Source organism: Lysinibacillus sphaericus OT4b.31, assembly GCF_000392615.1.
Classification (GTDB): Bacteria; Bacillota; Bacilli; order Bacillales_A; family Planococcaceae; genus Lysinibacillus; species Lysinibacillus sphaericus_B.
In genome coordinates this window covers 22,711-37,583 of sequence record NZ_KB933398.1, presented here as the reverse complement: position 1 = coordinate 37,583, position 14,873 = coordinate 22,711, and the positions used below count along the sequence as shown (strand labels likewise).

The following is a 14,873-nucleotide window of genomic DNA, read 5'->3' as shown; positions in this document are numbered from 1 at the left end:
AATTTATAGTAGTTTCATGCCTCACGATGGAAGATAAATAATTAGCTTAACAAAAAAGGTTGCCTCCTTAGAGACAACCGATTTCATATTTACTCGCTATGGTATTCATTATAAATATCACGTTTAGCTACTTGACGTAATTTGGCTACTTCTTTAATTGCTTCTTTTGAAGTAACACCTGATTCAGCAATCACATAATCGACATGATCGACAACAGTCATTGCCTCCCAGTATGCTACTTCTGTATTTTCCTCTTCTACATTGCTATTGCCTTCTAGGACAATACAAAATTCTCCACGGATTTCCTCAGATTGCGACCATTCTACTGCTTCTGTTAATGTACCGCGTAAAAATTCCTCGAATTTCTTTGTTAGCTCACGTGCTAGTACAACACGACGATTGCCGAGAATTAGCTCCATATCCTTTAATGTTTCCTTTAATCGATGAGGTGCCTCATAAAATAAAATCGTTTCTTGGCGTTTTTTTAGCACCTCCAATTGTTGTCGACGTTCTTTTTTACCACGGTTTAAAAAACCATAAAAGAAAAATGGTTGCGGGGTTAAACCGGAAGCAATTAAAGCTGATAATGCAGCATTCGCTCCTGGCACTGGTACAACTGCAAAACCTTCTTCGATTGCTTTTACAACAATATCTGCACCTGGATCTGAAATACAAGGTAACCCCGCATCACTTACTAACGCTACCGTTTTTCCCTCACGTAAGAAGCCTAAAAGTTTCTCTCCTCCCACGTTTATATTATGTTCATGATAACTCACCAACGATGTTTCAATTTCAAAATAATTACATAACTTCTTCGTATTTCGTGTATCCTCCGCAGCAATCACATCCGCTTCTTTTAGAATACGCAGTGCACGTACACTCATATCCTCTAAATTACCAATGGGTGTCGCTACTAGATATAAACATCCTCCATCATGCATCGTACTTTTTTGCGATATCATAATTCATTCCTCCCTACATATTTTGTCTTTTGCGTCCGTGTTAATTGCTTAAAAGCATATTCTGCACGCATTGCCTCTTGTTTTGTATTAAAGGCCTCTACATAAATACATTTCACCGGACCTCTTGCTCTTGTATATTTTGCACCCTTACCTGCATTATGTGTTGCAACACGTTTGTCTACATTATTTGTATAGCCTGCATAATAAGATTGATCTGCACATTCTAGTACATAGAAGTAATGTCTATTGTTCTTTTCCATAAAGCATTTCTTTCACTTCAGCTGTATATTCGTTGTTTGCATCGTACACATATAGAGGTGCTAAAATCTTCAAATCTGGCTTACCATCTTTAATTCCTTCTATTAATAAAGTATTCGCTTCTTTACCCTCTTTCGGATAAATCAGCTGGATACGCTTGGGCTCTAGTCGATTTAAACGCATAGCTGTGACTATATCAAGTAAACGACCAGGACGATGAACAAATGCGGCTTTTCCACCTTGCTTTAATAATTTACTGGCAGACTGCACTGCTTCTTCTAACGTTAAATGAAGTTCATGACGTGCAATGGCATAATGCTCACTTAAATTCTTATCGCTCGCTTCATGAGCTAGAAAATACGGAGGGTTACAAGTCACAACATCATACTTTTCAATACCAAGTTGTGATGGAATTTGTTTCACATCACCAAGCACCATATGAATTTGTTTCTCCAATTTATTGTATAGAATACTTCGCTCTGCCATATCAAACAAACGAGGTTGTAATTCTACTCCTGTAATTTGCCCCTTTGTTCGCGCACTCAAAAACAATGGAATTACACCATTACCAGAGCATAAATCAACAATTTTCCCTTTATGATATGGCACATTGACAAATTTCGAAAGTAGCACTGCATCCAATGAAAAAGAAAAAACAGATGGGCTCTGGATAATACGTAAATCCTCTGCCAATAAGTAGTCCAGCCTTTCATCATCCTTCAACCAATTTTCCATAATTCTTCCTCCTACTATACAAAACAAAAGACTGATACCACCGAAGCGGGAATCAGTCTTCTATTACACATTTTGTTTATTTAAAAATGATAGACAAAACAGGCAATCTTCACCTTTACGTGAACTACCAAAGTGAACATGACAAACATGAAAACCTTCTTGGTATAGACGTGCTAAGTTATCATATCCCTCGCCAATATCTAATGGAGTCTCTTTTTTCTCGTTTGTAGCTTGTACGATGTTTTCTTTCGAAAGCAGTTCTTCTAAACGTGTACGAAGGTGATGATTTTCTGTTTCGAGTGCCTTATGTTCTTCCATCATTAACGCTACAAATTGCTTCAATGCACTAAACTGCTCCTGCATTGCTTCGAGCTGTTGTTCGAACTCCATAACGGTATCTAAGAAATTACGGTCCTTCACCCAAGCCACCTCGTTAATTCTCTATCTTATATAAGATTTTTTTCGCCTGCTAGTAGTTCCTCTAGTGTATACTCAGCTGTGCGCTCTTGCTCTTGTAAATATACTTGAATGAGTCTTTCCAGCACATTTAAACCTACTACTTTCCCACGGCCATCTGGTGTCATTGTTATTTCACCAATGTCTGGCATACCTTCTTTAGCTTCTTCGTATTCATCATTTTCGTACTTCAAGCAGCACATCAAGCGACCACAAAGTCCAGATATTTTGGAAGGATTTAAAGATAGATTCTGATCTTTTGCCATTTTTATAGAAACTGGCTCAAAATCACCTAAAAATGTTGAACAGCATAGCATACGGCCACAAGGACCAATGCCTCCCAATAGCTTTGCTTCATCACGAACACCTATTTGACGAAGCTCAATACGTGTTCTAAAAACAGAAGCTAAATCCTTTACAAGGTCTCTGAAATCAACACGCCCTTCAGCTGTGAAATAAAAGATGATTTTATTACGATCAAATGTATATTCAACATCAACAAGCTTCATTTCTAGTTTATGCTCGATGATTTTTGTACTTGCTAGTTCAAATGCCCGCTTTGACTCAGCCGCATTTTCCTCAACTTGTATACGGTCACGTTCATCTGCTGGCCGTAGTACTTGCTTAAGTGGTAATACAACATCATTATCCCCCACTACTTTTTGAGGAACAACCACTTTCCCGTACTCTACACCGCGAGCTGTCTCTACTATGACATATTGGCTGTCTTCAAGTAGAAATGATGCTGGATCAAAATAATATATTTTACCCGCTTTTTTAAAGCGGACTCCCACTACATTATACAAATGTATATCCCTCCTGCAGATTTAGCATTAGCTGCTCCATCATTAACGTCCTATTCATGTTACGATGTAAAGATGCGCGAGCCTGTAATATGGCTTCCATTTGACTAGACAGGCGTTCGTAAGTCGAATGTAACGCGGTTTCTTTAAAGGACTGTAACATGTCTGGATAAGTACAAGCTGCTTCGGGATTAGTTTTTATTGACACTATATCACGGTAAGCAAATAGTAGTAAATCCAATGCTTGCTCCATCTCGCCTTTTTCCTTAAACAGTGGCAACCATTCTTCATGTACAACGAGCATCGCTTCATGTACATTTTTACGAATTGCCTCTACTAATTTTAACACTGTTTTTCGAGCATGTGCAAACTGCTCATCATTTGCTAAAAAAATAGCCGTTTCGAGCTCGTTCGTCATCATGCTCACGGTAGAAGCCATCGATTGAGGAATATTGTTTTCCTGCAAGTGCTTTAACAGTACTTGACGTGGCATTTTCTGAAATTTTATATGCTGACAGCGCGAGCGTATTGTTGGTAAAATAGACTGCATTTGCTCAGTTAATAATATAGCCGTGACTTCGCCTTCTGGTTCCTCTAAAAATTTTAATATCATGTTAGCTGATGCAATATTGAGACGGTCTGCATGATGAAGTACGTAGATTTTACGCCCTTCCTCAACACCCACCATCTTCATTTCTGCAATAAGTTCTCTAATTTGATCAATTTTAATGAATTGTCCATCTGGATAAATTTGATGAATATTAGGATGATTTCCCGATTCAACACGTCTGCAATTTCGACATGTTTCACATGGAACATTATGTTGCGGATGCTCACATAGCATTAATTTGACAAAAAATTGCATGATATCTGCTTTTCCTGTCCCTTTTTCGCCATCAAAAATATAAGCATGGGCCAATCTATTTTTGTCAAAAATCGTTTGAAGCTGTTTCATTACGACTGGTTGTAGTGTGAATAGCTCTTCAACATTCTTGGCCATTTTCATTAAATTCCTTCCTCTATCAACTACGCCTTGGCGTAATATACCCTGTCTCTACAAAATATCTGTAGCTGACGCTTTGTTATCACTTCGCCTTGGCGCTGATAAACATATCTGTCCTGATTCTGAATTGTGTTTAAGTCAACACTATGTTGGTCATTTAACGATTAACACTAGTCATGGTGTTTTCTATTAACCTTTGTGCCTGCCGCTGACATTTCTAGGCTTTGGGCAGATAAAATTATTTCCTAGGTTAAAGTGTTCTCTAAGCTAACGACCTTAACCAGCTCTTTTATCATCCACTGTTTAATTGAACCCTGAAGTTCACCCTATATGCTGTGGAGTAAGGATTCCTGTTGAATAAATTTGAAAAAAGCCCGCGCCTACAAGTGAAAAGACACGGGTTTTACATATATAAATTAATTAATAAGCCTTTAATCTCTCCGATTTTATCGAGAAGGTCTATTGCTTCCTTTTCTTCATCTAAAAGATCCTGTGCAAGCTCCACGAGACGAGTATCGATCGTTTCGATTATTTTTAAGCGTCTCCCTTCGCCAAAGCGATTCCATGTATGTGATTGTTTTAATTCCATACCATGCTCTACAGTTTCCTGTAAGAAGCGCTTCACAAGCATTTTAAATCGAGCAAGTTCACGTAAATTGCGGGATCTTGCAACACGATCTCCAGCAGTAGAAATATCCCCCAATAATCGTGTTAGCTGTTCAGTCTGCAATTTAGAACCTTGCTTGACGACCATATCACCAAATCGGTTATTTAGATTATTATTTTGTAGTGGCTCTTTGCGATTAGTATTTAACCCAACACGTATATCTTGATTGATTTTCAAGCTGTATTCGCCCCCACACGCTGTCATATCAAATTCGCCTTAACGAACTTGCCCTTATCTATATCTATTCAAAATTTCACACAGAAAACCTCGCGTCTTAAATTAACATTGGGCATACAATACTAATTCAAAGCCTGACGCGATGTTCTCTATCTGTAAGTACTTTCTGATTTAAATTTAAAAATGGTGAAATTGTTCGATTGGTAATACAAAAACAGTAGCGCCTCCTACCTCTACCTCCACAGGATAAGGTATATATGAATCTGCGTTACCGCCTAATGGTGAAACCGGTGCAACCATTTGTTCACGCGCTCGACAATTATCACGAATTATATCTAAAACTTTAGGTATGAGGGAGTCTTCTGTTCCAATGAGAAACGTCGTATTACCAGAGCGTAAAAAGCCTCCTGTACTCGCTAACTTTGTTGCGCGAAACTGATTTTTCGTTAAAGCATTCGATAAGCGGCTACTATCCTGATCTTGCACCACAGCTACGACTAACTTCATCCGCACTCACCCCTATTATAAAATTAACCTTGAAAGGTTTTAAAATTGTTTAATCACAATCCAGATTCACTAACATCTAATGAAAATCTATTTTAAAGGCCTTCACCTGTAAAACTAAAATTAATTAGATGTTACCATTATATCACAATACGGTAGACAACTTCACACTTTTACTGCATTGCTTCAGTCAATAATGACCATACATCTTCAATAACATGCTCAATATTTTGGTCTGCGTTGATAACACGTATACGTTCAGGGTAACGTTCAACTAATTGTAAATATCCTTCACGAACCTTCTCATGGAAGGCCAAGCTTTCAACGTCTAAACGGTTCACTTCGCGTTCATCATGTGCATGAATACGCGCTAAACCAACTTCTGGTGCAAGGTCAAATAAAATTGTAATATCCGGTAATTCCTTCCCAATGGCAAACTCATTAATAGATAATACCTCATTTACACCAATACCACGTGCATATCCTTGATAAGCTAAAGATGAATCGATAAAGCGATCACAAATAACTATCTTACCAGCATCTAAAGCTGGTCGTACCTTTTCAAAATAATGTTGACTTCTCGCTGCTGCATATAATAACGCCTCTGTACGTTCATCCATCGCCGTATGTGCCGGGTTTAAAATGATGGTACGAATTTTTTCAGCAATCTCAATGCCACCCGGCTCTCTTGTCGCTAACACATTTATATTTTTTTCTGCAAATCGCTCAGTAATCTTTTGAATGACTGTTGTTTTTCCAGCACCTTCTGGCCCTTCAAATGTTATAAATAAATTGCATTTCATACTGTTATTGCCTCCAACTATTTCATGACCTCGATCATTTTTTCTTCTAAGCGATGATTTCCTTGAAAAGTTGCACCAGTTGCTAATAACTCCTCAAGCTGACTCAACTTTGCCACTGTTATTTTTTCTCCTGGAACTAATAATGGAATACCCGGCGGATAAGGTATAATCATACTTGCAGCAGTTCGTCCCATTGCACGCATATACGGAAGCCATTCCTTATCCATATCGGCTATTTCCTCGAACGTGTAAGTAGGTTCGGAAATGGCAATAAAATGATACGCTGTTTGCGTAGCAGTTAGTATTTCTTTTTTTTCTGTGCATAATAACGCTGTCACAGCATCTTTAATACGCACACGTATCTCGGCAAATGGATAGATATGTCCAAGCTTCAAAAGTGGTAATACAAGTAACACTTGATGAGCATCTGCTAGCTCCGCATAAACATGTTTAGCTTCTAATGCCTCTTGTAATTGGAAACCATTATAACCATCCACACGAAGCAATAACTTTAAAGGATCATCTACTTCGATTACCTGCAGCGAACCAATGGCACGTAATGCTTCTACCCACTGATTTTTTTTCTCTATTATATATGCACCATCACTCTCCATATATGTCTGTACATAATAGCGTGCATCGTCTAAAGATGCTAACAATAAATAGGACGGACTGCTGGATTGTAGCATACGTAAGTAGTGATTAATTTTATCAACATCAACTAATTGTGAGTTAACATGCATAAACGCTGCCATTGTCATGGCAGGTAATGTTTTATGCGCAGATTGCACTACAACATCTGCCCCATATGTTAATGCAGAAGGTTGAAATAATGCACAAACACTAAAATGAGCTCCGTGCGCTTCATCTACCAAGACAGGTATCCTTTTTTCATGACAATAGGCAATTTGTTGCTGCAGTTCTTTTGAAACCATACCATAATAAGTAGGATACGTTAAAACAACTGCCTTCACTTCTGGATAATTATCCACTGCTTCTTTAAGGTCTTTAAATAAAATATGTGTGGCTGTTAATGTTTGATCATCCCAAAGCGGTGAAACATATATAGGCTTTGCTCCAACAAGCTCAATAGCATGGAAAATAGATTTGTGTGCATTACGTTGTACAATAACTTTATCGCCTTTTCGGCACGTGGCATAAATCATTGCTAAGTTCCCAACAGTTGTGCCTCCTACTAAAAAGAAACTTTTCATCGCACCATATGTTTCAGCCAGTAAAGCCTCTGCCTCTAAAATCATTTCCTCTGGATGATGTAAATCATCTAGACCTGATAATTCGGTCACGTCATAACGCATTACATCTTTAAAAGCTTGCGGCAAATGAGACAATTCACCATGCTTATGACCTGGCACATGAAAAGATATATTTTGTTGTTGTCGAAAACGTTCTAATCCTTCCACAATTGGCTTTTTCTTTTGCAAAACAAGACACCCATTTCCGTTATATTGTCCTTTAATTATACGGGATTCTAGCTAGATAAAAAAGCGATCCTACAAAATAGATAAGATCGCCTCCTCGCAATATGATTCATTATAAAGGGTAGACATTATTGTCATCTTATACTTCTTAGACGGAGTCTATCATTTGCTTTTAATACGCCAAGAGTATTGACTTTAATTCTCTCAAATTTTGCATCTCATAATTTTCTTCAAATTCCCCACTATACTCCATTAAAAATAACTTTTCTAATGTCTTTATAGACTAGCACCTAACAACTTCAATCAATGCCAATACAATATGGATATACTATTATTCTTTAATCAAACACTTTTTTCCGTTCTAGTGCCAAACAAAATAGTCTTCCTCATTACTATTTCAATTAAAATAAAAAAAGGCCAAAGATTTCTCTTTGACCTTTTTACATGTGCCTAGCGACGTCCTACTCTCACAGGGGGAAGCCCCCAACTACCATCGGCGCTAAAGAGCTTAACTTCCGTGTTCACGTACCGAAGTTCGCTACTAAAAACTTTATTGATTACGTTTTGCTTGTTCAGTTTTCAAGGTTCATGTTGTTGTCGATTTGTTTCAGCAACTCTTATATCATACCACAACGAATTTCCTGATGTCAACAATTATTTTTAATTAAATTGTTTTGTATGAAGTTGTTTTCAACAGTTATCTTAACGACTCCTATTACTATACCATAATATTTTCTCTTTGCAAGTGATTTATAAAAAATAGATTAAAAAAGTAATTCCTAGTACCCCAGGTATTCCTAATACTGCAATTGTAGTAACTGAAAATAGATTGATTGGTACATTGTATCCACTATAGCCAACAGCTAAATGAATGATGAATAGTAGTAAAAAAGCAAAGGCGAATCGAAACCAAAAAACCGATAATCCTTCTAATACTTTCCCTAACTTAATGTGCTTTCCTACTATATAAAGAAATAGAAGCGCTACAGGAACACCAATACTCATAATTACAACCCACGGCATACACTTGCCCCCTTCGATAATAATTATGTAAGTGTATGATTTCTGCTTCGCTTCTATAACTCTACCAACAATTATTTGATTAATACTCGTCGAATTCTGGCTTCTTTGAATAAATAATAATGTATACTCTCCGCTGCTTTTCGTTGGGCGATGATTTCTAAATCATAATCATCTACTAATTCTTCAATTATTTTTGCTTGTTGCAAATCCTCTTTTGTTTCTTTAATGAGACCTACAAGTTTTTCATCAAATTCCTTTTTTAGCTTTCCTTTATTGCGGAAGAACATCTCAATCCCTCACTCATAACTCTCGACGGCCTTCCATTGCCTTCGATAACGTTACTTCATCAGCATATTCTAAATCTCCACCTACCGGCAGTCCGTGTGCAATACGTGTTGTACGAATACCAGATGGTTTCACTAGACGTGATATGTACATAGCTGTCGCTTCGCCTTCAATTGTAGAATTCGTTGCTAGAATAAGCTCCTGTACTGTTTCATCTTGCAAACGTACTAAAAGTGACGCTACATTGATATCTTCCGGGCCTATGCCATCCATTGGCGAAATAGCTCCCTGCAGTACATGGTACATACCGTTGTAATCACGCATTTTTTCCATTGCGATAACATCTTTTGTGTCTTGTACGACACAAATAACAGATACATCACGTTGTTTGTCCGTACAAATATGGCAAGGATCTATATCGGTAATATTGCCACAGACAGAACAATAGCTTAAGTTTCGCTTTGCATCAATTAAAGCCTTCGAGAAAGACAATACATCCTCTTCCTTCATCGTTAACACAAAAAACGCCAGTCGAGCCGCGGTTTTCGGCCCGATACCTGGCAATTTCATAAAACTATCGATTAGTTTAGATATGGGTTCTGGGTAGTACATATTTTTCACCTCCTAGAACGGAAGGTTCATGCCTTGTGTGAATTTACCCATTGTTGCATTTGTTTTTTCATCTACTTTTTTAAGTGCTTCATTTGTTGCAACAACGATTAAATCCTGTAGCATTTCAATATCGTCCGGATCTACTACTGATGCATCAAGGTTCACTTCAACTACTTCACGCTGACCTGTTACAGCTACTTTAACCATACCGCCACCAGCAGTACCTTCAAATTGTTCAACATTTAAAGCCTCTTGAGCTTCCATCATTTCTTTTTGCATTTTTTGCATTTTTTTCATCATACCTTGCATATTTCCCATTCCACGCATAAACATATTCCTCCTAAGTAATTAGTCTTCAACGATTTCAACAAAATCTTTACCGAACAGCTTTTCCGCTTCCGTCACGAGTGGATCCTGTGATGCAAGTGGTTGTGCATCATCGATAAAGGGTTCTTCTGGCATCTCTGCCGGTGGTGGTTCTAATAACTCTACATCATGATCAGTAGCTGACTGCGCTTTCTGTTGATGCATGCCGTGATCACGAATGAATTCTTCACGCAGCTTTAACCAGGTCTCTTCAGGCGTGCAAAGCATTTCGTACATGGTGCCAGTTTGCCCTGCAATTAATTGTGTGAAGTGTGCTTTTAGTGCATGATTATCAGCAACCATTTGACAATGAATATCATACTTGAATTTTAACACAAAAGCACTCGAAGATGCCGCAACAGGTTCAGCTTCTGCTAATAGAGCCGATTGAGACTTTTGCATTTGGTTTAATGCTTGTGCCCACACGGCTTTAACGCGGTGCACATCCTGCTTTGTAGCATCCTTTAATATTTCTTGAATACGTCCAGTCGGAGCCTTATAGCCATTTGGACTTTTTGCACGTGGACGTTGCTCCTTAGGCGTCGGCGTAGTTTGTGTCGGCACCCCATTTTGCAATTGCGCTGATAATTGCTGGACTGTCTGCTCAAGCGCCACTATTTTCTGTGCTATCTCAGGACTCACCGTTGTTTCTCCTGAGGAGTTCACTTGATTAACTACTCCACCTGAAAACTGTGTCATTTTCAGCAAAGCTGTTTCTAAATAAATTTTTGTATGATGAGAGAAACGCATTTCTTGTTGTGTTTTCGCTAAGATGTCAATATAGCCATAAAGCAAATCTGGTGCAAAATCATGTGCTAAAGTAAACACTCGCTCCTCTGGCGATACTAGCTCTAATAATTCCGCTAACCCCTCACTCGTTTGCAGGAGCAGTAAGTCGCGGAAGAATGTAATTAAATCCTCTGCCAGACGTAGTGGGTCTTTCCCATCGGCAATAAGTTGTTCTAATAACGCAAGCATTTGTGCGACATCTTTCACCTTTAAAGCCTCTGCCAAATCATAAAAAACTTCCTGACTAATCGATCCTGTAACAAGCAGTGCATCTTCCAGTTTCAAGAGATCACCACTGAAGGATACGACTTGGTCTAACAAACTCAGAGCATCCCGCATGCCACCAGCAGCAGATTGCGCAATAACCTTTAAACCTTGCTCTTCATAAGGTAGCTCAATGTCTTCTAATACAACCTTCATCCGTTCAATAATATCGTTCGTCGAAAGTCGTTTAAAGTCAAAGCGCTGACAACGCGAAATAATCGTCGCTGGCAATTTATGCGGCTCTGTCGTTGCTAATATAAAAACAGCATGCGACGGTGGTTCTTCTAAAGTTTTTAAAAGTGCATTGAAGGCACTTGTTGAAAGCATATGCACTTCATCAATGATATACACTTTAAACCTGCTACTAGCAGGAGCAAAACGAACTTTTTCAATAATGTCACGTATTTCTTCAACGCGTGAATTGGATGCAGCATCAAATTCTATTACGTCTGGATGAGAACCATCTGTAATGCTTAAGCAAGTTGCACAGTCATTACAGGGCTCGCTTGACGGGGCTCGCTCACAGTTTAATGCCTTCGCAAAAATTTTAGCCGTACTCGTTTTCCCAGTACCACGCGGACCAGAAAACAGATACGCATGCGTTGTTTTATTTGCTAGGAGAGCATTTTGTAGCGTTCTTTTGACATGCGCTTGACCTGACATCTCACGAAATGATTGTGGCCTATACACACGATAAAATGCTTGATACGTCAATGATTTCCTCTCCTCTTCTTTTTAAATATGATAGCTCTATTATAGCATTGGCTGCATTATTAATAAAATCGTATTGTCACTATTCACATAGAAAAAACGCATTCGCCTACAATAGACGAATGCGTTTGAATTGGCAATTTAATGCCGTGCACCTTTTTTCGACAGCCGCACATAAGCGTTACTCTTGTCGTTAGCTCAGATTAGGCAACCCCGCGGCACATGAATAATACCACTTAATGCTGCTTCCTTCCGGACCTGACATAGTTCATGGGTATCCATTGCGCAGGACCCAATCGTCAACACTACGTGCAAAAGGCAGACCAAACAATACGGACAGCCTCAAAAAAGGAATTCAGTCTCGCTAGAGCGGATTGCGAGTTACAGGACACCGCTACCTTCCCACCTAGCACGGCAATAACTAGTATACTTTCAGTTTTCATAAAATGCAACGAATTACACTAATTATTTATATTCTATTGATATCTCTGCCATATAAAAAATTAATTTTAGAAAATCTAAAAAAAAATGATAAAAGTATTGACGTGAAAACTAATACATGATAAATTAGTTTTTGTCGATAAGACATTGCAACAATATACTATGGAGGTATACCCAAGTCTGGCTGAAGGGATCGGTCTTGAAAACCGACAGGCGGGTAACACCGCGCGGGGGTTCGAATCCCTCTACCTCCTCCAGTTTTTAAAATCCGACTACATGATGTAGCCGTTTTTTTTTGCCTAAAATTGCACTTACACTTCTAGATGCCACTTCCACTTAGGATGTGGTATTTTTTTATTAGATATCTCGCTCGACTAATATAGATTAGGGAGGATGCTTGAAAATGTACACGAAAGTTATTATGTCCCGTGCAACCCTCACATGGGTTTTAATGATAGCCTTATTTACAGCGGTCGGTAGTGAAATAAAAATTTTGCCGTTCTACGATACAACATTTCGCTTTGGATTAGGAAGTATTATCTTCTTTTTATGTACTCTCATTAAACCTACACCAATTATCTTAGCAGGTATTGCTACAAGTATTGTGACTACCTCTTTCCGAGTTATAGTTAATTACTATTACTACACATTAGATGTTTCAATAATAGAAAGTATTCTTATGCATCTGCCTGCAGCTATATTTTACTTATTGTTTGCATTATGCCTACATCAATTAAACATTCATCAATATCGAGAAAAACCGTTAAAGCTCGGACTCCTTGTTGCCTTTAGCGAAGTCATTAGTAATTTAGGTGAACAGTTAGCACGTTTTCTTGTGCACTCGTATAATTTTGTATTTATACACGACTTTCTCATACTCGTTGCCGTTGCCTTGCTACGGAGCTTTTTCGTGGTTGGCATCTATAGTTCTATTTTAATTGCCGAACAAAAAAAACGCGTACAAGAAATGCTTAATATTGGTTCTGATTTATATGTAGAAACCTTATACCTAAAAAAATCAATGAATCATATTGAAACAATTACAGCAAGCGGCTTTGATTTATATCGCCAATTAAAAGTTAAAGGCTATCGCGCGGAATGCTTACAAGCGCTGCATATTGCCCAGGAAATTCATGAAGTAAAGAAAGATTCACAACGCATTTATGCGGGTATTTCAAAAATCGTAGGTGAAAAGAGCTATGGCTCCATTCGATTATCAGAATTATTGCATTATATAGAGGAAGGTAATAGTAAATATAGTGAATTGCTAGGAAAAGATATACAGTTTAAAATTAGTTTTGATAGTGATTTTCAAACGGAGGAGCATATTGCATTGCTTGCTCTATTAAATAATTTAACAGCTAATGCCATAGAAGCAATTGAAGAACACGGTATTATTTCTATTGCTATTCAGCAACAAGAGGATGATACTGTAATAACCGTATGTGATAATGGAAGTGGCATTTCACAAAATGATCTCTCTATTATTTTTGAGCCTGGTTATACTACAAAATATAATATTGAAGGTGTAGCAGCAACCGGTATTGGGCTCTCACACGTAACCACACTAATAACAAAATTAAACGGTACAATTTCTGTCGAATCTAATAATAAAGAAACGATGTTTAAAATTATAATTCCTACGCAAACTATTCAAACAGGAGAGACTTAAATGAGGTATTTTATTGTAGATGATGATCGTGCAAGTCGTGTCATGTTAAAGCAAATTATTGAAGATAGTGGTTTAGGTACCGTCATTGGTGAAGCACGCAATGGTGAAGATGCCATACCACAAATATTAATGACACAACCAGAGTTTGTGCTAATCGATTTACTTATGCCAAAGCTAGATGGTATTGCAACGGTAGAGCATCTAATTCAAAATCGCTTTGAGGGACAATTTATTATGATTTCTCAAGTAGTGAATAAGGAGATGGTTGGTGAGGCGTATGAACAAGGTATAGATTTCTTCATTCATAAACCAATTAACAAAATTGAGGTCGAAAATGTTTTACGTAAAACAACAGAACAATTTCGACTAAAGAACTCGCTCCTAGTTATTCGCCAATCCCTTACTAGTATAGAAATAAATGAGCAAAAAAATCATAAAGCGACATCACGTGATCATATTCAATCAATTTTGAATGATATGGGCATTGTTGGTGAAATCGGCAGCGAGGATATCATTGCCATAATCGAAACATTACTAGCACATCAGCATAAAATTGCACCACTTCCTCCGTTAAAGGAGCTGTATGAAGAAATAGCCGCTGTCACCAAAACGACTCCCGATGAAATATTGAAGGAAAGTAAAGCCATTGAACAGCGTGTGCGTCGTACGATTTTAGCTGCAATGATTAATTTGGCCAATTTAGGTGTTGTTGATTACACAAACTCTGAATTCGAATACTATGCACCGCGATACTTTGATTTAAAAGAGATTCGTCAGCTTATGAAGCAAATAGAGGATCATGGTAATCGAAAAGCAAAGGTGAATATAAAGAAGTTTATTCAAGTGTTATATTCAGACATTTTAACAAAAATAAATTAATTTTATCGGATTCTGTCGGATTTT

General features: G+C 37.9%; 17 protein-coding genes, 1 tRNA gene and 1 other RNA gene. 3 read left to right on the top strand and 16 right to left on the bottom strand.

The features are described from left to right. Positions 1–89: 89 nt before the first annotated feature. The 16 genes from rsmI to ffs all read right to left on the bottom strand — a co-directional run bounded on the left by rsmI (position 90) and on the right by ffs (position 12,272). Positions 90–962, bottom strand: coding sequence for a 16S rRNA (cytidine(1402)-2'-O)-methyltransferase (rsmI, locus tag H131_RS00195; protein ID WP_010857014.1), 873 nt, complete (start codon positions 960–962; stop codon positions 90–92). Next, a complete protein-coding gene (locus H131_RS00190; RefSeq protein WP_010857013.1) occupies positions 959–1,222 on the bottom strand; it encodes a GIY-YIG nuclease family protein in 264 nt (87 codons plus the stop codon). The genes rsmI and H131_RS00190 overlap by 4 nt, the downstream gene beginning before the upstream one ends. Next, positions 1,206–1,955 carry a tRNA1(Val) (adenine(37)-N6)-methyltransferase gene (locus H131_RS00185; RefSeq protein WP_010857012.1) on the bottom strand — a complete coding sequence of 250 codons (750 nt, stop codon included), beginning with the start codon at positions 1,953–1,955 and terminating at the stop codon, positions 1,206–1,208. The genes H131_RS00190 and H131_RS00185 overlap by 17 nt, the downstream gene beginning before the upstream one ends. 63 nt (positions 1,956–2,018) lie before the next feature. Continuing rightward, on the bottom strand, positions 2,019–2,375 hold the full coding sequence (gene yabA / locus H131_RS00180) for a DNA replication initiation control protein YabA (RefSeq protein ID WP_010857011.1): 357 nt from the start codon (positions 2,373–2,375) through the stop codon (positions 2,019–2,021). 26 nt (positions 2,376–2,401) lie between these two features. Next, positions 2,402–3,217: a PSP1 domain-containing protein gene (locus H131_RS00175; RefSeq protein WP_010857010.1), complete on the bottom strand. Its 816-nt coding sequence runs from the start codon at positions 3,215–3,217 to the stop codon at positions 2,402–2,404. After that, on the bottom strand, positions 3,210–4,214 hold the full coding sequence (holB, locus tag H131_RS00170; protein WP_036130853.1) for a DNA polymerase III subunit delta': 1,005 nt from the start codon (positions 4,212–4,214) through the stop codon (positions 3,210–3,212). Before holB ends, H131_RS00175 begins: the two co-directional genes overlap by 8 nt. 406 nt (positions 4,215–4,620) lie before the next feature. Further along, entirely contained in the window at positions 4,621–5,061 is a 441-nt protein-coding gene (locus H131_RS00165; RefSeq protein WP_010857008.1) for a YaaR family protein, read from the bottom strand. 177 nt (positions 5,062–5,238) lie between these two features. Then, positions 5,239–5,568 (bottom strand): cyclic-di-AMP receptor, encoded by a 330-nt coding sequence (locus H131_RS00160; protein WP_010857007.1) that lies wholly within the window; start codon positions 5,566–5,568, stop codon positions 5,239–5,241. A gap of 170 nt (positions 5,569–5,738) precedes the next feature. After that, positions 5,739–6,368, bottom strand: a complete 630-nt coding sequence (gene tmk, locus H131_RS00155) for a dTMP kinase (RefSeq protein ID WP_010857006.1) — start codon at positions 6,366–6,368, stop codon at positions 5,739–5,741. Positions 6,369–6,385: 17 nt separating this feature from the next. Further along, positions 6,386–7,810, bottom strand: coding sequence for an aminotransferase class I/II-fold pyridoxal phosphate-dependent enzyme (locus H131_RS00150; RefSeq protein ID WP_010857005.1), 1,425 nt, complete (start codon positions 7,808–7,810; stop codon positions 6,386–6,388). Between the two features lie 747 nt (positions 7,811–8,557). Continuing rightward, on the bottom strand, positions 8,558–8,830 hold the full coding sequence (locus H131_RS00140; RefSeq protein ID WP_010857004.1) for a pro-sigmaK processing inhibitor BofA family protein: 273 nt from the start codon (positions 8,828–8,830) through the stop codon (positions 8,558–8,560). Between the two features lie 71 nt (positions 8,831–8,901). Beyond that, positions 8,902–9,117 carry a YaaL family protein gene (locus H131_RS00135; protein ID WP_010857003.1) on the bottom strand — a complete coding sequence of 72 codons (216 nt, stop codon included), beginning with the start codon at positions 9,115–9,117 and terminating at the stop codon, positions 8,902–8,904. A 13-nt stretch (positions 9,118–9,130) separates the two neighbouring features. Then, entirely contained in the window at positions 9,131–9,727 is a 597-nt protein-coding gene (gene recR, locus H131_RS00130; protein ID WP_010857002.1) for a recombination mediator RecR, read from the bottom strand. 12 nt (positions 9,728–9,739) lie between these two features. Then, the gene (locus tag H131_RS00125) at positions 9,740–10,054 is read right to left on the bottom strand and encodes a YbaB/EbfC family nucleoid-associated protein (protein ID WP_010857001.1); all 315 of its coding nucleotides are present in this window, start codon (positions 10,052–10,054) and stop codon (positions 9,740–9,742) included. A 21-nt stretch (positions 10,055–10,075) separates the two neighbouring features. Then, positions 10,076–11,860 carry a DNA polymerase III subunit gamma/tau gene (gene dnaX, locus H131_RS00120; protein ID WP_010857000.1) on the bottom strand — a complete coding sequence of 595 codons (1,785 nt, stop codon included), beginning with the start codon at positions 11,858–11,860 and terminating at the stop codon, positions 10,076–10,078. 144 nt (positions 11,861–12,004) lie between these two features. Further along, an RNA gene (gene ffs, locus H131_RS23350) (signal recognition particle sRNA large type) lies at positions 12,005–12,272 on the bottom strand. Positions 12,273–12,462: 190 nt separating this feature from the next. Here ffs and H131_RS00115 point away from each other — a divergent pair. The 3 genes from H131_RS00115 to H131_RS00105 all read left to right on the top strand — a co-directional run bounded on the left by H131_RS00115 (position 12,463) and on the right by H131_RS00105 (position 14,849). After that, positions 12,463–12,555, top strand: a tRNA-Ser gene (locus H131_RS00115). Between the two features lie 146 nt (positions 12,556–12,701). Then, positions 12,702–13,970, top strand: coding sequence for an ATP-binding protein (locus H131_RS00110; RefSeq protein WP_010856999.1), 1,269 nt, complete (start codon positions 12,702–12,704; stop codon positions 13,968–13,970). Beyond that, on the top strand, positions 13,971–14,849 hold the full coding sequence (locus H131_RS00105; RefSeq protein ID WP_010856998.1) for a response regulator: 879 nt from the start codon (positions 13,971–13,973) through the stop codon (positions 14,847–14,849). It begins immediately after the preceding gene. Positions 14,850–14,873: the final 24 nt, after the last annotated feature.

What these genes read in the sequence shown, in the direction of transcription:
- H131_RS00135 (WP_010857003.1), bottom strand. Translation starts at nt 9,117, where the DNA reads ATGTTCTTCCGCAATAAAGGAAAGCTAAAAAAGGAATTTGATGAAAAA.
- holB (WP_036130853.1), bottom strand. Translation starts at nt 4,214, where the DNA reads ATGGCCAAGAATGTTGAAGAGCTATTCACACTACAACCAGTCGTAATG.
- H131_RS00140 (WP_010857004.1), bottom strand. Translation starts at nt 8,830, where the DNA reads ATGCCGTGGGTTGTAATTATGAGTATTGGTGTTCCTGTAGCGCTTCTA.
- H131_RS00105 (WP_010856998.1), top strand. Translation starts at nt 13,971, where the DNA reads ATGAGGTATTTTATTGTAGATGATGATCGTGCAAGTCGTGTCATGTTA.
- rsmI (WP_010857014.1), bottom strand. Translation starts at nt 962, where the DNA reads ATGATATCGCAAAAAAGTACGATGCATGATGGAGGATGTTTATATCTA.
- tmk (WP_010857006.1), bottom strand. Translation starts at nt 6,368, where the DNA reads ATGAAATGCAATTTATTTATAACATTTGAAGGGCCAGAAGGTGCTGGA.
- recR (WP_010857002.1), bottom strand. Translation starts at nt 9,727, where the DNA reads ATGTACTACCCAGAACCCATATCTAAACTAATCGATAGTTTTATGAAA.
- H131_RS00190 (WP_010857013.1), bottom strand. Translation starts at nt 1,222, where the DNA reads ATGGAAAAGAACAATAGACATTACTTCTATGTACTAGAATGTGCAGAT.
- H131_RS00185 (WP_010857012.1), bottom strand. Translation starts at nt 1,955, where the DNA reads ATGGAAAATTGGTTGAAGGATGATGAAAGGCTGGACTACTTATTGGCA.
- H131_RS00160 (WP_010857007.1), bottom strand. Translation starts at nt 5,568, where the DNA reads ATGAAGTTAGTCGTAGCTGTGGTGCAAGATCAGGATAGTAGCCGCTTA.
- H131_RS00110 (WP_010856999.1), top strand. Translation starts at nt 12,702, where the DNA reads ATGTACACGAAAGTTATTATGTCCCGTGCAACCCTCACATGGGTTTTA.
- H131_RS00125 (WP_010857001.1), bottom strand. Translation starts at nt 10,054, where the DNA reads ATGCGTGGAATGGGAAATATGCAAGGTATGATGAAAAAAATGCAAAAA.